15 protein-coding genes are annotated in these 15,774 nt (G+C 60.6%); 8 read left to right on the forward strand and 7 right to left on the reverse strand.

The annotated features are described in order from the left end of the window. Nucleotides 1-50: 50 nt before the first annotated feature. From KHO41_RS27255 to KHO41_RS27285, 7 genes are all read right to left on the reverse strand, one after another. Complete coding sequence (locus tag KHO41_RS27255; RefSeq protein ID WP_211956364.1) at nucleotides 51-950, reverse strand: ATP-binding protein; 900 nt, start codon at nucleotides 948-950, stop codon at nucleotides 51-53. A 1-nt stretch (nucleotide 951) separates the two neighbouring features. After that, nucleotides 952-1,944 (reverse strand): ATP-binding SpoIIE family protein phosphatase, encoded by a 993-nt coding sequence (locus tag KHO41_RS27260; protein ID WP_211956365.1) that lies wholly within the window; start codon nucleotides 1,942-1,944, stop codon nucleotides 952-954. A 28-nt stretch (nucleotides 1,945-1,972) separates the two neighbouring features. After that, nucleotides 1,973-2,383, reverse strand: coding sequence for an anti-sigma regulatory factor (locus KHO41_RS27265; protein WP_211956366.1), 411 nt, complete (start codon nucleotides 2,381-2,383; stop codon nucleotides 1,973-1,975). A 1-nt stretch (nucleotide 2,384) separates the two neighbouring features. Then, nucleotides 2,385-2,744 (reverse strand): STAS domain-containing protein, encoded by a 360-nt coding sequence (locus KHO41_RS27270; protein ID WP_211956367.1) that lies wholly within the window; start codon nucleotides 2,742-2,744, stop codon nucleotides 2,385-2,387. Nucleotides 2,745-2,759: 15 nt separating this feature from the next. Continuing rightward, on the reverse strand, nucleotides 2,760-3,614 hold the full coding sequence (locus KHO41_RS27275) for an STAS domain-containing protein (protein WP_211956368.1): 855 nt from the start codon (nucleotides 3,612-3,614) through the stop codon (nucleotides 2,760-2,762). A gap of 217 nt (nucleotides 3,615-3,831) precedes the next feature. Then, nucleotides 3,832-4,644 (reverse strand): MetQ/NlpA family ABC transporter substrate-binding protein, encoded by an 813-nt coding sequence (locus KHO41_RS27280; RefSeq protein ID WP_211956369.1) that lies wholly within the window; start codon nucleotides 4,642-4,644, stop codon nucleotides 3,832-3,834. Nucleotides 4,645-4,837: 193 nt separating this feature from the next. Further along, entirely contained in the window at nucleotides 4,838-6,112 is a 1,275-nt protein-coding gene (locus KHO41_RS27285; protein ID WP_211956370.1) for an O-acetylhomoserine aminocarboxypropyltransferase/cysteine synthase family protein, read from the reverse strand. A 938-nt stretch (nucleotides 6,113-7,050) separates the two neighbouring features. On the opposite strand from KHO41_RS27285, the gene KHO41_RS27290 reads away from it, so the two are divergent. The 8 genes from KHO41_RS27290 (at nucleotide 7,051) to KHO41_RS27325 (ending at nucleotide 15,774) form a co-directional block, all read left to right on the forward strand. Further along, nucleotides 7,051-8,331 carry an asparagine synthase-related protein gene (locus KHO41_RS27290; RefSeq protein ID WP_211956371.1) on the forward strand — a complete coding sequence of 427 codons (1,281 nt, stop codon included), beginning with the start codon at nucleotides 7,051-7,053 and terminating at the stop codon, nucleotides 8,329-8,331. Between the two features lie 34 nt (nucleotides 8,332-8,365). Continuing rightward, nucleotides 8,366-9,004 (forward strand): lasso peptide biosynthesis B2 protein, encoded by a 639-nt coding sequence (locus KHO41_RS27295; protein WP_211956372.1) that lies wholly within the window; start codon nucleotides 8,366-8,368, stop codon nucleotides 9,002-9,004. 225 nt (nucleotides 9,005-9,229) lie between these two features. After that, entirely contained in the window at nucleotides 9,230-10,747 is a 1,518-nt protein-coding gene (locus KHO41_RS27300) for an ATP-binding cassette domain-containing protein (protein WP_211956373.1), read from the forward strand. A gap of 157 nt (nucleotides 10,748-10,904) precedes the next feature. Further along, nucleotides 10,905-11,804, forward strand: coding sequence for a ketopantoate reductase family protein (locus KHO41_RS27305; RefSeq protein ID WP_211956374.1), 900 nt, complete (start codon nucleotides 10,905-10,907; stop codon nucleotides 11,802-11,804). 197 nt (nucleotides 11,805-12,001) lie between these two features. Then, entirely contained in the window at nucleotides 12,002-12,922 is a 921-nt protein-coding gene (locus tag KHO41_RS27310) for a TauD/TfdA dioxygenase family protein (protein WP_211956375.1), read from the forward strand. A gap of 53 nt (nucleotides 12,923-12,975) precedes the next feature. Next, entirely contained in the window at nucleotides 12,976-14,010 is a 1,035-nt protein-coding gene (locus tag KHO41_RS27315) for an ABC transporter substrate-binding protein (protein ID WP_211956376.1), read from the forward strand. A 1-nt stretch (nucleotide 14,011) separates the two neighbouring features. Next, entirely contained in the window at nucleotides 14,012-14,869 is an 858-nt protein-coding gene (locus KHO41_RS27320; protein WP_211956377.1) for an ABC transporter ATP-binding protein, read from the forward strand. A gap of 11 nt (nucleotides 14,870-14,880) precedes the next feature. Further along, a complete protein-coding gene (locus tag KHO41_RS27325; RefSeq protein ID WP_376989779.1) occupies nucleotides 14,881-15,774 on the forward strand; it encodes an ABC transporter permease in 894 nt (297 codons plus the stop codon).

Below are 15,774 nucleotides of genomic sequence, written 5' to 3' on the forward strand. Positions count from 1 at the left end.
GCGGCTGGACGGCGCCGCCCGCTGCGTGTCCGCCCGGGACGACGTCGACGCTATCCGGCATGATCGTCTCCAGCGGGCGCCTGGCTCTGGCTCGGGAACGTCGCGGGCAAGGTCACGTAGAAGCGCGAACCGACCCCGAGCTGACTTTCGAAGCCTATCGAGCCGCCGAGCAGTTCCGCCAGTCGCTTGCTGAGCGCCAGTCCGAGTCCCGAGCCGCGATAGCGGCGCTGCAGCGGCGAATCGACCTGCACGAAGTCACCGAACACCGCGCCATGCGCCTCCGCCGGTATCCCGATGCCGGTATCGCGCACGGAGAACGTGATCATGTCGCCCGGCTCGCGCTTCGCCGAAACCCGCACTTCACCACTGGGGGTAAATTTCAGCGCGTTCGAGATGAAGTTGCGCAGGATTTGCGACACCTTGCGGTCGTCGCTGAACAACTTGCTCACGTCATGTGGCTCCTCGAAGATCAGCGATACCTCGGGATTGGTCAGCACCGGCTTGAACATGCCACGCAGCGCATCGAACAGCGCCACCATGTCGAACCACGCGGGCGATACATCGACGCGGCCCGCTTCCAGGCGCGCCAGGTCCAGCAGGTCATTGACCATGCCGGCAAACTCGGCGGCCGTATCGCGCACGAACCTGACCTGCTTCTCCTGTTCCGGGGTAAGCGGGCCATCGACACGGTCGATCAGCAAACGCGTGATGCTTTGAATCGCCACGATCGGCGTGCGGAACTCGTGGCTCATATAGGCCAGAAAGCGGCTCTTGAGTTCGGTGGCCTGCCGAAGCTGTTCCGCCTGGATGTCGAGTTCGGCGTAGAGCGCCACGACACCGCGGTTGGTCTCGTCGATCTCGGTGCGCAAGGTCTCCACTTCCCGCGTACGCGCGTCCAGTGCTGCCTGCAGGCTGGCAATGTCTTGCGGGGTGGAAGCGGGTGCGTTCATTTCAGACCTCCGCGCGGCGGATGACCACCACCGTGGCATCGTCCCGTCCGCGGCAGAACCTCCAGAGCACAAAGGCGGCAATCAACGCGGGGTCGCGTTGCAGCACGCTGGCGTCGTCGAGATTCCAGCGCGACTGGATGCCGTCGGAATGCAGAATCACCAGGGCATGGTCCGGCCATTCCAGGTCCTGCTCCTGCACGGTGCGCACTTGCAGCCCTGCCGTCCCACTCTGGCTGATCAGCGTGCGGTCTGCCAAGCCAGAGATGACGCGTCCGATAATATTGCCCGCGCCTGCAAAGCAGATGCGATTGGTGCCGGCGTCGATGCGCGCGACGCCCACCGCCGCACCTCGCGTCCCCCGCAATGCGGCATGCGCCTGTTCTACGTGATGGCGCGGATTGCCTCCTCGTTGCTGGTCGAAGGCCTGCAGGGCGGCCACCGCCGCGTGTGCCGCGTCCGGGCCGTGTCCGAGACCGTCAGCCATCATGACGTCGGCGCGCCGGTCGTGCAAGGCCACATCCCATCCATCGCCGCTGACGTGCTCGCCGGGGGCCGGCACGCACACGGCCCCAATCGCAAAGCCGTGGGCCGGGCGACGCGCTCCGCCATTGATGTCACGCTCGCGGTAGAAGCGTGCCAGGATCAGGCTACCGGAGCCGGGGCGCGTGTAGATATCGAAATCGTCGGCCAGGCGGCGGACCGCACCGAGTCCCTGGCCCGCGCTGCCGGCCGTTGAGTATCCGTCCTGCAAGCAGGCCTGCAGGTCGGCCATGCCCGGGCCATCGTCCATCGACAACAATTCGATCGCCACGCTGTCCGCGACTTCGCTTGCCGCCAGCAACAGGCGGCCACGCTGGGCATGGCGCAGCAGGTTGTTGCCAAGCTCGTTGACGGCAAGCGCGAGCCGCCCCGCCTGGACTGCATCGAATCCAAGCCGTCTCGACATTTCCGACGCCTGCCGCCGGACTTCGCCGACACGGGTTGAATCGCCCATCGGTACGATGAGGTGTGGTCCGTGGCGTCTACTTCCACCGAGTGATGCTGACACAGGTTCCCTCGCCAACTTTGGTACGGATGACCAGTTCGTTCACCAGGCGCCTGCTGCCCGACAGCCCCATGCCAAGACCGGTGCCGGTGGTCCAGCCATCGACCAGCGCCTGCTCGACATCCGGTATGCCCGGGCCGTGATCCTCGAAATGCAGGCGCAGCCCGCGGCGCACGCCCTCGTCCAGGATTTCCCAACGCATCTCGCCACCGAGTCCGTACACCATGGTGTTGCGTGCAAGCTCGCTTGCCGCCGTGATCATCTTAGTCTGCTCCACCAGCGAGAATTTGAGCTGGCCTGACAATGTGCGGACCAAGGCGCGCGCTTGCACGATGTCCCGCTCGTCGCGGAGCGGCGCACATCCGGTGCCAGGCAGTTCGTCGGCCACGTCAGTTCCTCCGCCCGCCGTCGAGTATGGCCATGCCACGCTCCACATTCAGCGCCGTGCGCACACCTCCGAGCGATAATCCCAACTCCACCAGCGTAATGGCCACGGCAGGCCGGATACCCACCACGACGGTGGTGGCGCCGAGCAACCTGCCGATATCCGAAATGCTGACGAGCATGCGGCCGATAAAGGAATCCACCACTTCCAGTGCCGAAACATCGATCAGCACGCCGTGTGCGCCGCTCTTTTCTATTTGCCCGGCCAGATCTTCCTGCAACTGCAGAGCGGTCTGGTCCTGCATATCGATCTGGATGGTCACGAGCAGGTGCTTGCCCATCCGCAAGATTGGAATCCGTTCCATGGCGGTTTCCGCGTCTCAGGCAGCGCCGCGCGACACCGTGTGTCCCGTCAGGCGCATCGCGGTGGCGAGCGCATCGGCCAGGGTGGACTTGGTAGTGATGCCTTGCAGGTCGATGCCCAGATGGACAATGGTTTGTGCAATCTGTGGGCGGATACCGCTGATGATGCTTTCGGCACCCATCAATCGAATGGCGGTCACCGTCTTGATCAGGTGCTGCGCCACCAGCGTATCCACGGTAGGCACCCCTGTAATGTCGATGATGGCCAGTTCCGAGCCGGTTTCCACCAGCCGCTCCAGCAGTGTTTCCATGACCATCTGCGAGCGGCTGCTGTCGAGCGTTCCGATCACGGGCACCGCCAGTACCCCTTCCCACAGCTTGATGACAGGCGTCGACAGTTCCATCAGCTCCTGCTGCTGACGCACGATGATCTCTTCGCGCGTTTTCTGGTACGAGGACACGGTCCACTGCGCCATGCGGTCGACAATGTCCGAGGCAGCCCAGATGACGTTGATCTGGTCCTCCACGCCCCCACCCTGCCGCTGCAGGGCTTCGAAGATCGGCCGCTTGAGCGCCAGCACGAAGCCACTGGTCACGTCGGCGGTTTCGCCCTGTGCGGCGCGCGCGCTGGATAGCCGCGTCAGCGTCTCTCGCAACGCAGTCCACGACGCCGCGGCTCTGAACTGGGCGGCATCCCCGGCGCCACGCATGCCGGCTTCCAGCGCCCGCAGGATAGCCCGCTGCTCGGAAACCAGATCGTGGGTCAGCGCTTTCCCCTCTGCATAGACCTGGTACTCCGCCGTCCATCCCTGGATCACGCTGTCCTGCTCGTTGCGCAAAAGATCGGCTAGTCGCTGGTTTTCTGGGGGCATGGGGTGTCGGGGTCAGTATGTGATAGGCACCCGCCTCAAGCTTGCGTCAGGCAAGTGGATCACTTCATTCTAGGAAAGATCACGGGTGTGCACTATCGGCCCATGGATTGAGGGGGCGGGCGAGGGCAAAACTGGATAAAGTGTCGCGTTAAGCACGTAAAAAGAAAAAGGCTCCCGATCGGGAGCCTTTCCATCTTGGCTGGGTTCAGCCGACCGCTTATTTCTGATAAGCCGGCGGCACGAAGCCTGCGAAGCGCTGCTGCGCCACGGCCTTGAACTCGGCCGACTGATAGGCCTCGCGAATGTCCTTGACGAACGGCTTGCCGAGGTCCGCGGTCTTCACCGCCACGAGGTTCATGTAGTAGTCGGGAATCTTCTCGAGCGCCAGCGCCGAGGTCAGCTTCAGGCCGGAAGCCAGCGCGAAGTTGCCGTTGACGAACGCATAGTCCACGTCATCGAGCGAGCGCGGCAGCTGCGCGGCTTCTAGCTGGATCAGCTTGAGCTTGTGCGGGTTGCCGTCGATATCGCGATCCGATGCGCGGATGGTGTCGGTGCCCGGCTTGAGCGTGACCCAGCCGATCTGCTGCAGGATGGTGATAGCGCGCGCGAGGTTGGTCGGGTCGTTCGGCAGCGACACCGTGGCGCCGGGCTTCACTTCTGTCAGCGTCTTGTGCTTGTTGCTGTAGATGCCGATCGGCGCGGTCGGCACCTGCACGACCTCGGAGAGCTGCAGCTTGCGGTCGGCCGAGAACTTCTTCAGGTAGGCCACGTGCTGGAACGCGTTGGCGTCGATTGCGCCATCGGCCAGCGCCAGGTTCGGCTGCACGTAGTCGCTGAACTCGACGATGGTGACCTTGTAGCCGCGCTTTTCGAGCACCGGCTTCACGCCGTAGCGGATCTGGTCGGCGTACGGGCCGGCCGTTGCGCCAAAGCGGATTTCCTTCTTGTCCGGATCGGCAGCGCCCGCTGCCTGCATCACGCCAACTGCCAGCACGGCTGCGAACAGCCGGATCCCCTTGCCGATCTTCATCAAAATTCCCCGTGGTTTTCGGAATGGCGCAGCCGGTGGCTGCATGGTCGAGCCATTGTAGGGACGGGCAGACAAGCAGGGAACGAGCGATTCGTCATGCCCATATGCCGAAAGCGCATATGGGGCGAAAGCGGTGCTGCAAAGGATGCCGCGCATTCCAGGGCAGGAGATGCGCGGCCGGAGGGCACGCCGCTCAGGCGGCGTCGAGTGCGCGGTCGAGGTCTTCGATCAGGTCATCGATATGCTCGATGCCGATCGACAGGCGCACCATGTCTTCGCTCACGCCGGCGGCCTTGAGCTCGTCGGCATTGAGCTGGCGGTGCGTGGTCGAGGCCGGGTGCGTGGCCAGCGACTTCGCATCGCCGATGTTGACCAGGCGCGTGAACAGCTGCAGCGCATCAAGGAAACGCGCGCCGCCCTCACGTCCGCCCGCCTTCAGGCCGAACGACAGGATGCCGGGGCCGCGGCCCCCGAGGTACTTCTGCACCAGCGCGTGATCGGCGTGCTCCGGCAGGCCCGCGAAGTTGACCCATGCCACCTTCGGATGCTTCTGCAGGTGGTGGGCAATGGCCAGCGCGTTCTCGGTGATACGATCCAGGCGCAGCGCCAGCGTTTCGATGCCTTGCAGGATCAGGAACGCGTTGAACGGCGACAGCGCAGCGCCGGTATTGCGCAGCGGCACTACGCGCGCGCGGCCGATGTAGGCGGCCGGGCCCAGTGCCTCGGTATAGACCACGCCGTGGTACGACACATCGGGTTCGTTCAGGCGCTTGAAGCGCTCCTTGTGCTTGGCCCACGGGAACTTGCCACTGTCCACGATAGCGCCGCCCACGCTGTTACCGTGGCCGCCCAGGTACTTGGTCAGCGAATGCACGACGATGTCCGCGCCATGCTCGAACGGCCGGCACAGGTAAGGCGAGGGCACGGTGTTGTCGACGATCAGCGGCACGCCATGGTTATGCGCCACGCGCGCAATGGCTTCGATATCGACCACATTGCCGAGCGGATTGCCGACCGATTCCACGAACACAGCCTTGGTACGTTCGTCGATCAGGTCGCCGAAGCTGGCGGGGTTGCGGCCATCGGCAAAGCGCGTTTCGATGCCAGATTGCGGCAGCGTGTGCGCGAGCAGGTTGTAGGTGCCGCCGTAAAGCTGGCTCGACGAGACGATATTGTCGCCCGCCTCCGCAATGGTCTGGATCGCGTAGGTGATGGCCGCCATGCCCGAAGCCAGCGCAAGCGCGCCAACGCCGCCTTCCAGCGCGGCCAGGCGCTGCTCCAGCACGTCGTTGGTCGGGTTCATGATGCGGCTGTAGATATTGCCGGGAACCTTCAGGTCGAACAGGTCCGCGCCATGCTGGGCACTGTCGAACGAGTAGGCGACGGTTTGATAGATCGGCACCGCTACGGCACGCGTGGTCGGATCGGGCGAGTAGCCGCCGTGGACGGCAAGGGTTTCAAGTCTCATGTTCGGGTTGTTCTTGGAGAGGTGCTGGACCGGCATGGGTGGGGAAGATGCCGGATGGAGCCGTGACGTACGGATGCGTCGGGCTTTGGGGATGGTAGCAGTGCGGGGTGGATCAGGCCATGTGCTGGAAAGAACCATATTGCATTTGCTTATGCGGGTGGGGGGCTTTTTGATGTTGTTGAGGTGTCGGTCTTGGCGGGCAAGAACGCGCTTTGGTGAACCGGCTCATCCTTGAAATTGATTAAATCAAAATCGTTAAAAAATTCAGAGCAACCAATAGCAAAGTCTAGTTGATAAACGCAAATCATTATCGTTATACTTTTCTCGCGGGTATTACAGGAAGACACCGGAAAACCCTGTTCCCGCTTCCTTAAACCGAAGGAGATTTTATGCAAACCCGTGGATATCTCTTGTCGTCGAGCAACGTGTTGAGGATTTGTGCGAGTCTGGCAACTCGTGGCACAGGTGGCGGTTCAATCGTGGAGGGAAGGTACGCGGTATACAAGTGCCCATATGGTCTGATTAGTCCGCGATGCTAAAGAAATAGCACTATTCTTTGGATTTGTCGCGCGCGCGGGATTATGGGCATCCAATTCCGCGCGTCGATCAACTCCCACAATCTAATGCAATCAGATTGGGAATTTTTGATGCTGCCGGCAAATATAAAATCAATGGATGCCAATCCAAAAATAATTTTTATAAGACGGGAATTTAATCGCTGGCGATATGAGATTGAGTATAGCGATGCGACGCGCAGAGTAGTATATCAGCCTATTTCTCCCTCGCCAGACTGCACCATAGTAGAGGCTGGAGCGTCTCTAGAGATTGGCACACGCTTCTCCGCCAAGCGTCCCACTTACCTAGCGGCGAAACGAGATGTAATATGCATTGGAAGTGAGCTAAGTAGTATCGTAAGTTGGCTTCGACCGAATCTCAATTTGACTGAGATCGCACTAGCTTTAGTGCACGATGAAGGATACTCCTTTGCATCGAGTTGGATTGGGCTGCATGTTGTTCCTGGTGGTGGCCGCGCAAGTATATCTGGACAGCCGTCGGGGAAACTTGATCTAGAATTTTACCCTCCCAAGATTTCAGCATCGTTCGCGCAACCTGATTTGTGTGAAAGTCTTATCCAATCGATTCGCGATTCCATAGGCGTTAGCGACGAAATTGCGGTTCGCTTTTCGGGGGGAGTTGACTCCACCTCTATTCTGTTTGGGGCACGTACGGCTTACCCAGATAGCAATATCGTAGCTGTCACATGGTCATACGCTGACGGAAGTTCCCACGAGGATCTTTCCTTTGCAAAAAAAATTACAAAGGAACTTCGGATCGAGCATGCAATTCTGGAAATTGACCCCGATCTTCTCTTTTCCATTCCCGCGGTTGATTATATAACCCCATTACCTACAACCGCCCTTGCGTTTTGCGGCGTTATCGAGGCCGAACTCAGCCTTTTATCGCGGGGAAAGGGACAAAATAACCTCGCAATCCTGGATGGTCATGGAGGGGATCATATATTTTTTGACCCACTCCCATCGGAGGTCATTCTACTGGCCGCGAAGGAACGAGGAATTTCGTATGGCATAAAAAAGTTGATGGAGTACTCCAGGCTGACTGCCAAAGGGGTCCCTCAGATAATAAAAGAGATCGCGCTTACCAAACTGCGCGTCCAAGCTCCCGGTGAACAAATATTTCTCTCCCGGGATGCTATCGAACACATCAACCTCATGCGGAAAAAGGTCAAGCAATCGAAGGAAGATCGATACGATAAGGTCGTGCAGCAGGCGATCTACCAAAATTCATTTGGACATATCGATAGCAGCAGCATCTCCATCGTCCACCCCTTTACAACGCTCGAGATGATGGGCGCAGCGGCAGCTTATAGACCATTTGAAATGTTCAATGAATCTTCTTATCGGGCGATATTTAAGCGTGCGATGATGGATCGATATGGCCAAGGAATAATGTTGAGAAACGATAAAGGACATCTCACCGGCGCATTTCAGCGCGCGTTATCTAAGAAGCTGCCAATTTTAACCGAGCTTATCCATGATGGCCGACTATCAAAGTGCGGAATAATTAATCACATGGAGGTTATGAAATCTATCAGGAGAAATGCAATTGGTGCTATTGGCGTTTCCAGTGCCGTATTAAAGATACTTGGTTTCGAACTCGCAATGGATCGCCTCGCGCGATATACCGATGCTTACATTTAGAGAATCCGTCCATCACTTGCTATTGAATGGCGAGATGACAATTCTCGACGAGCTCAACGATACGTATGTGCTTCTCGATAGCGAGTCAACACAGCAATTGGTTGCGGCAATAATCGGGGCATCGGAATCACTGCCAAGCATTGCCATTGATCTTATTGCGGACGGAGTTTTGGAGCGTTCTGCCCATCATCAGTTCATCAGCACCGTCGCTAGTCATGATATTGGGGTTGGAAACTACGAGTGGAGGTTGTCCTCATTCTTTCGAAACGCTCGAGCCAAGCTACCATTAACGACAAGGGCCTTATTTCTCCTTCTTATAATAAAATTACAAATAAGAATTTACGGATTTCACGATTGTCTATCCAGAATGCGAAGGAAGAAGCGTTGGATCCAGAAAAGAGCAACTGCTAGACAGAGATTGGATTCAGATTTTGCTGAACGGGCGGCGAAGGCATTCGAAATCGCGGCCCGATTAGTACCATTTCGAACCGAGTGCCTGGAATTTTCTGCAGCCCTGTTTCACCTGCTGTTATCGCGCGGCCTTTTGCCTTCATTCGTCATAGGAATCCAGCGCTATGACTTCCTGGCGCACGCCTGGGTTGAACTTGACGATAAGGTTATCGGCGATGCGTGGTTCCTGCCCGAGCGCCTCCCTGCGATAGTTAGAATCTGATCCGAATTTATGAAGTCATTCCTGCGTACCTGGTGGCATCCATATAAGGAGGCATTCTGTGTTGTCCGGAGCCGGTACCCCTCCTTCCCACTTCATTTCGCTCTTACATCCCTGCTGTTCGCGCTACTTAGCGCGCTGAATGCCGTTATCCCCTATTTGCTCGGTCGCACGGGCGAAATGCTATCGATCGAGGCGGGCAGCATCTCACCGGCATCCATACTAGGGATGGCAACACTGTTCGCTTTGGCGTGGACATTGTCCCAAGTGGTTTCATGTCTGAAGGGCATCGCGTCCGCCTTTGTGCTGGTCCGATGCGACGCCGGCATCTGCGCGGCGATCTACCAGCGGCTATTGCGAATTCCGCACGAGGTTCAGGTCGGGCTGGATCCGGGTCATGTGCTCCAGGATATTCAACGCTCCAGAGATAGCTTTAGCAGCATCAACTTGTCGTTGTTCTGGACTATCGCACCGCTGGTATTAGAGCTTTGCTTCGCGTACGCCATCTTGTGGAATACGATAGACCCGATCTTCGCGTCGGGATTCACGCTTGCGATCATTTTTCTTTTCATCATCGCTTATCGAGTCGCGAATGCAAGCGGCGGGCTTCATGGTGGCATTATCGCTTCCGAAAACCGGCTATTCGGCTACCTGACACAGAGGCTGAATGCTCTTCTCGAAATCAAGGTCAATGTGGCCTACGAACGCGAAGAGCAAAGTAGCGCAGAACATAATCGGGAAAACGTTTCCGTCATCACCCGTGCCAACGTCCGCGCCGGGCTTCTGATGAGCCTTCAGGCCGCTTGCACGGGGCTGGTACTCCTGATTTGCGCGCTGTATATCACGCATCAGACTCTCAATGGGAGACTGCAAGTCGGCAGTTTCCTGATGGTGGTGGGCTACATCCTGCAACTTACGGCACCGTTCACGATGCTGACTGGGTCGCTCATTACATTGAAGAAGAGTTACCTCGAGCTGGAAGCCGGCTTCAAATATCTTCGCATGGAGCCGGAACAGGCCTCGAGCGAGCTGCCGTTGGTGCGACGTAGCCCCTATGCCTTTGAAGTTTTCGGCGTTGAACCGATTCCCAATGGAACCAGGCTCATTTCGTGGCGGGTACCGGAAGGCGGCATGCACGTGATTATCGGGCCTTCAGGCATAGGCAAGTCCACGTTGCTGCGAATGCTGACGGGGTTGGTCTCCCCCGGCGGCGGGCGGATTGAGCACTGGGGCACCAACGTGCGGCTCATTCCGGGATCCACCTTGTTCTCGGCGGTCGCCTTTGTCCCACAGCATCCTGTCGTATTCTCGGGGACGCTACGGGAAAACCTGAGCTTCGGCGTTGCGGGGGAGATTTCTGACGACGTACTGCTCGAGTTGGTCGCCGAACTTGGACTGTCGAACCTGCGCGCCGACCGGTCATGGCCACTGCTTGACACTCAGGTCGGAATTTCGGGGATTGAGCTCTCCGGTGGTGAAAGACAGCGCATTGCTATCGGCAGAGCCCTCGCTAGGCGGCCGGATGTCATCATCCTTGATGAGCCAACATCAAGCCTGGACGCAGTTCATGAAAGGATGGTGCTGAAGGCTGTTCGCCATCGGGTCAAGACGGTTGTGGTCGTCAGCCACAAAGATTCGGTGATCGCGGCAGCCGATTCAGTGCTCAACTTCGGTGCGACTCCAGCCCTCGCGCCCGAGTACTCGGCCCCACGCGGGAGAGGCGGGAAAGCGGGAGGCTTGGCGTAGTCAAACCACGAGCGGCCCCGCCACCCGCGCCAGAGCGTGAACATCGAAGGCTATATCTCACCCCAGTTGGCCCAGTTCACCCCGGTGGCATGGCAACCAGAAGTCCCCCGCCCCCTGCCATAATCCATCATCCCAATCCCCCTGGAGCCTGACAATCATGAAAGTCGCCATCATGGGCGCCGGAGCCGTCGGCTGCTACTACGGCGGAATGCTCGCGAGGGCCGGCCACGAAGTCGTCCTGATCGCCCGCCCTCAACACGTCCAGACCATCGAAGCCACCGGCCTGCGGCTCGAAACGCAATCGTTCGACGAACAGATCAAGGTGTCGGCCAGCACGGACCCCAGCGCCGTGCAGGGTGCGGACCTCGTCCTCTTCTGCGTGAAGTCGACCGACACCCAGAGCGCCGCGCTGGCAATGAAGCCCTCGCTTGCCAAGAGCGCGCTGGTGCTGTCGCTACAGAATGGCGTTGAAAACGCCGACACGCTACGCAGCCTGCTGGAACAGGAGGTAGCGGCGGCAGTGGTCTACGTGGCGACCGAAATGGCTGGTCCCGGACACGTCAGACACCACGGACGCGGCGAGCTGGTGATCGAGCCGACCAGTCACGGTGCGAACCTCGCCGCGACATTTGCCGCTGCCGGCGTGCCGGTCGAGACCTCCGATAATGTGCGCGGCGCGCTGTGGGCCAAGTTGATCCTGAACTGCGCATACAACGCACTGTCGGCCATTACGCAGCTGCCGTACGGCCGCCTTGTTCGCGGCGAAGGCGTCGAGGCGGTGATGCGCGATGTGATGGAGGAATGCTTCGCCGTCGCGACTGCCGAAGGCGTGAAGCTGCCCGACGATGTCGCGCTGGCGATCCGCCGCATTGCGGAGACCATGCCTGGACAGTCGTCATCGACCGCGCAGGATCTCGCGCGCGGAAAGCGCAGCGAGATCGATCATCTCAACGGCCTGATCGTGCGCTGTGGCGATGCGCTTGGCATCCCGGTGCCGGCCAACCGCGTGCTGCATGCACTGGTGCGGCTGATCGAGGATAAGCAGCAACAAGGCTGATTGCAGTCCCGATGGCGCGGGCGGCAAATGTCCAGACATGGATATGCGCCGTCCGCATAAGGCGCAGCGATATGATTCGTTGACCCTGCCATTGCCCATTCCCTACAGTGCAAGGCTCGTACCCGCTGCGCAGTGCCATTCGGTTGATTGGCATGCGTCGCGGCGACGCTTCCCCCAAGCGCATCACCGAGCCTGCCATGACAGCCATTTCCCATAGCGGCCAGACGAGCCGCCAATCGTATATTCCCCCCGCACATGCGGGCACAGAGCCGATCGAGATCCGTCCGTTCGACGCGCCGCTCGGCGCGGAAGTGTTTGGCCTCGATCTGTCGCAGCCGTTGTCCGCCGAGGACTTCGCGCGCATCCATCGTGCGCATCTCGACTACCACGTACTGGTGTTCCGGGACCAGCGCATTACGCCGGACCAGCAGATCACGTTCAGCCGTCGATTCGGCCCGCTGCAGATCCATGTGCTGCACCAGTTCCAACTTCCCGGCCATCCGGAAGTGCTGGTGGTGTCGAACGTGGTCGAGAACGGCAAACCGATCGGTCTCGGCGATGCGGGCCACTTCTGGCATTCGGACCTCTCGTACAAGGAGACGCCGAGCCTTGGTTCTCTGCTGCATGCGCGCGAGCTGCCCGCTGAAGGCGGAGACACGCTGTTTGCCAACATGCATCTCGCATGGGACACGCTGCCTGCCGGGTTGCAGCGCGCTGTCGATGGCTTGCAAGCCGAACACACCTACCTGGCCCGCTATGCCGAACTGCAGGCGCGCAGCTTGTGGCGGCCCGACCTGACAGCCGAGCAGATCGCGCAGGTGAAGCCGGTGTTGCAGCCCGTCGTGCGCACGCATCCGGAAACCGGCCGCAAGGCGATCTTCGTCAGCGAGCACTTCACTACGCGCATTGCGGGTCTTCCTGAAGACGAAAGCCGCGACCTGCTCGACCAGCTCTTTGAGCACAGCACGCGGCCCGAGCATGTGTACCGTCACCAATGGCAGGAAAACGACCTGGTGTTCTGGGACAACCGTTCGCTGCTGCATCTGGCAGCGGGCTGTCCGCCCGAGCTGCGCCGTGTGATGTACCGCACCACCATCGAAGGCGACGTGCCGCGCTGAGCGCGAGGCTTGCCAGAAGGTCTTTCCTGTCCAGATTCTCCGGAGTCATCCGCATGTTTTCATCTCGTCTTTCCTTGCGTGCCCATGGCTGGCCGCGCAAGCTGGCATTGCTGGCACTCAGCGCCGGCCTCGCCATTTCCGGTGCAGCACATGCCGAAGGCAAGCTGCGCATTGCCGAGCAGTTCGGCGTGGTCTACCTGCTGCTCAACGTTGCCCGCGACCAGCAACTGATCGAGAAGCACGGCAAGCAGCAGGGCGTCGATATCAAGGTCGAATGGACGCAGCTTTCTGGCGGAGCGGCCGTCAACGATGCGCTGCTGTCCGGCGCGATCGATATCGCCGGCGCGGGCGTCGGTCCGCTGCTGACGCTGTGGGACCGCACGCTCGGCAAGCAGAACGTGCGGGGCGTGGCGTCGCTCGGCAACTTCCCGTACTACCTCGTCAGCAACAACCCGAAGGTGAAGACGATTGCCGATTTCACCGAGAAGGACCGCATTGCACTGCCGGCGGTGACGGTGTCGGTGCAGTCGCGTGTGCTGCAGCTCGCCGCGGCGAAGCAGTGGGGCGACAAGGAATACAACCGCCTCGACAAGTGGACTGTGGCGGTACCGCACCCGGATGCCACTGCGGCGATCATCTCCGGCGGCACCGAGATCAGCGGCCACTTCGGCAATCCGCCGTTCCAGGAACAGGAACTGGCCGGCAATCCGAATGCGCGCATCGTGCTGAATTCGTATGACGTGCTTGGCGGCCCGAGTTCGGCCACGGTGCTGTACGCGACCGAGAAGTTCCGCAACGAGAATCCGAAGACCTACCGCGCGTTTGTCGATGCGCTCGCCGAGGCTGCGAAGTTCGCCACCGCGAATCCCGAAGCGGCTGCCGATCTCTATATTCGCGTGAACAAGGCGAAGATCGACCGCGCGCTGCTGGTGAAGGTGCTGAAGAACCCGCAGGTGCAGTTCAAGGTCACGCCGCAGAACACGTTTGCGCTGGCCGAGTTCATGCATCGCGTCGGCGCGATCCGCAACCAGCCGAAATCCTGGCAGGACTATTTCTTCCAGGATCCGGCCACTGCGCAAGGTAGCTGACATGACGACGCATAACCTGCGCGTGGTGTCTGACCGGGGGGCGGCGCGTGGTCCGCTGTTGCAGGTAGATGGCGTCTCGCTGGAGTACCGCACTTCGGAGCGCATCGTGCGCGCCACGCATCGCGTGAGCTTTGATGTGCATGCCGCCGATCGCTTCGTGCTGCTTGGCCCTTCAGGTTGCGGCAAGTCGACGCTGCTCAAGGCCGTGGCCGGGTTCGTGCCGCCATGTGAGGGCGAGATCCGGCTCGATGGCGAGCGCGTGCAGGCGCCGGGGCCGGACCGCATCGTCGTGTTCCAGGAGTTCGACCAACTGCCGCCGTGGAAAACAGTGCGCCAGAACGTGATGTTCCCGCTGCGGCAATCGCGCGGCATGTCACGCGCCGAGGCCGATGAATGCGCGATGCATTGCCTCGACAAGGTCGGTCTGGCCGGCTTTGCCGATGCCTATCCGCACACGCTGTCGGGCGGCATGAAGCAGCGCGTGGCGATTGCGCGCGCGCTGGCCATGCGGCCCAAGGTGCTGTTGATGGACGAGCCGTTCGCGGCGCTAGATGCACTGACGCGCCGGCGCATGCAGGAGGAACTGCTCGCGCTGTGGGACGATGCCGCGTTCACGCTGTTGTTCGTCACGCACTCGATCGAGGAAGCGCTCGTGGTCGGCAGCCGCATCTTGCTGTTGTCGCCGCATCCCGGGCGCGTGCGTGCCGAACTCAACAGCCACCAGTTCAGTTTGTCGAGCCAGGGCAGCGCGGAATTCCAGGCCGCCGCGCAGCGCATCCACCAGATGCTGTTCGATGAACCGGCTGCGGCAGCCGACGCGCAGGCTCTGTCCGAACCGCCGCTAGCGCGCCAATCCTGAAGGAATCGATCATGACTGTCTCCTCCGCCGCCACGCTGCGTGGCGGCATGCCCGAGGTGCGGCCGGAATACATCCGCGAACCGGAACCTTTTACCGCGATGCCCGTTGCGCGGGCCTTGCCGTGGCCGCAGCGCCTGTGGCAACAGGGCTGGCTGCGCAAGGCCGTGATCCTGCTGGTGCTCGCCGTGCTGTGGGAAGTCGTGGCGCGCGTGCAGGACAACGACCTGCTATTGCCGTCGTTCGTGGCCACCGCGCACGCGTTCCTGGCCGACATGGCCAACGGCGAATTGCCGGGGAAGGCATTGGCATCACTGTCGGTGCTGCTGCGCGGCTATGCCGCCGGCGTGGCGCTGGCTTTCGTGCTGACCACGCTGGCTGTGTCGAGCCGATTCGGCCGAGATCTGCTCGATACGCTGACCGCGATGTTCAACCCTTTGCCTGCGATTGCGCTGCTGCCGCTGGCGCTGCTGTGGTTCGGCCTCGGGAGCAAGAGCCTGATCTTCGTGCTGATCCACGCGGTGCTGTGGCCGCTCGCGCTCAATACCTATGCGGGCTTTCGCGGCGTGCCGCAGACGCTGCGCATGGCCGGACGCAACTACGGGCTGCGCGGCGTGCGCTACGTGGTGCTGATCCTGGTGCCCGCTGCACTGCCGGCAATCCTGTCGGGCCTGAAGATCGGCTGGGCCTTTGCGTGGCGCACGCTGATCGCGGCGGAGCTGGTGTTCGGCGCGTCGTCGGGGCAGGGCGGGTTGGGCTGGTTCATTTTCCAGAACCGCAACGAGCTTTACACGGACCGTGTATTCGCCGGCCTGGCTACGGTGATCCTGATCGGCTTGCTGATGGAAGGGCTGGTGTTCACGACGCTGGAGCGGCTGACCGTGCGGCGCTGGGGCATGCAGCACTAG

Source organism: Cupriavidus numazuensis (assembly GCF_905397435.1).
Classification (GTDB): Bacteria; Pseudomonadota; Gammaproteobacteria; order Burkholderiales; family Burkholderiaceae; genus Cupriavidus; species Cupriavidus numazuensis.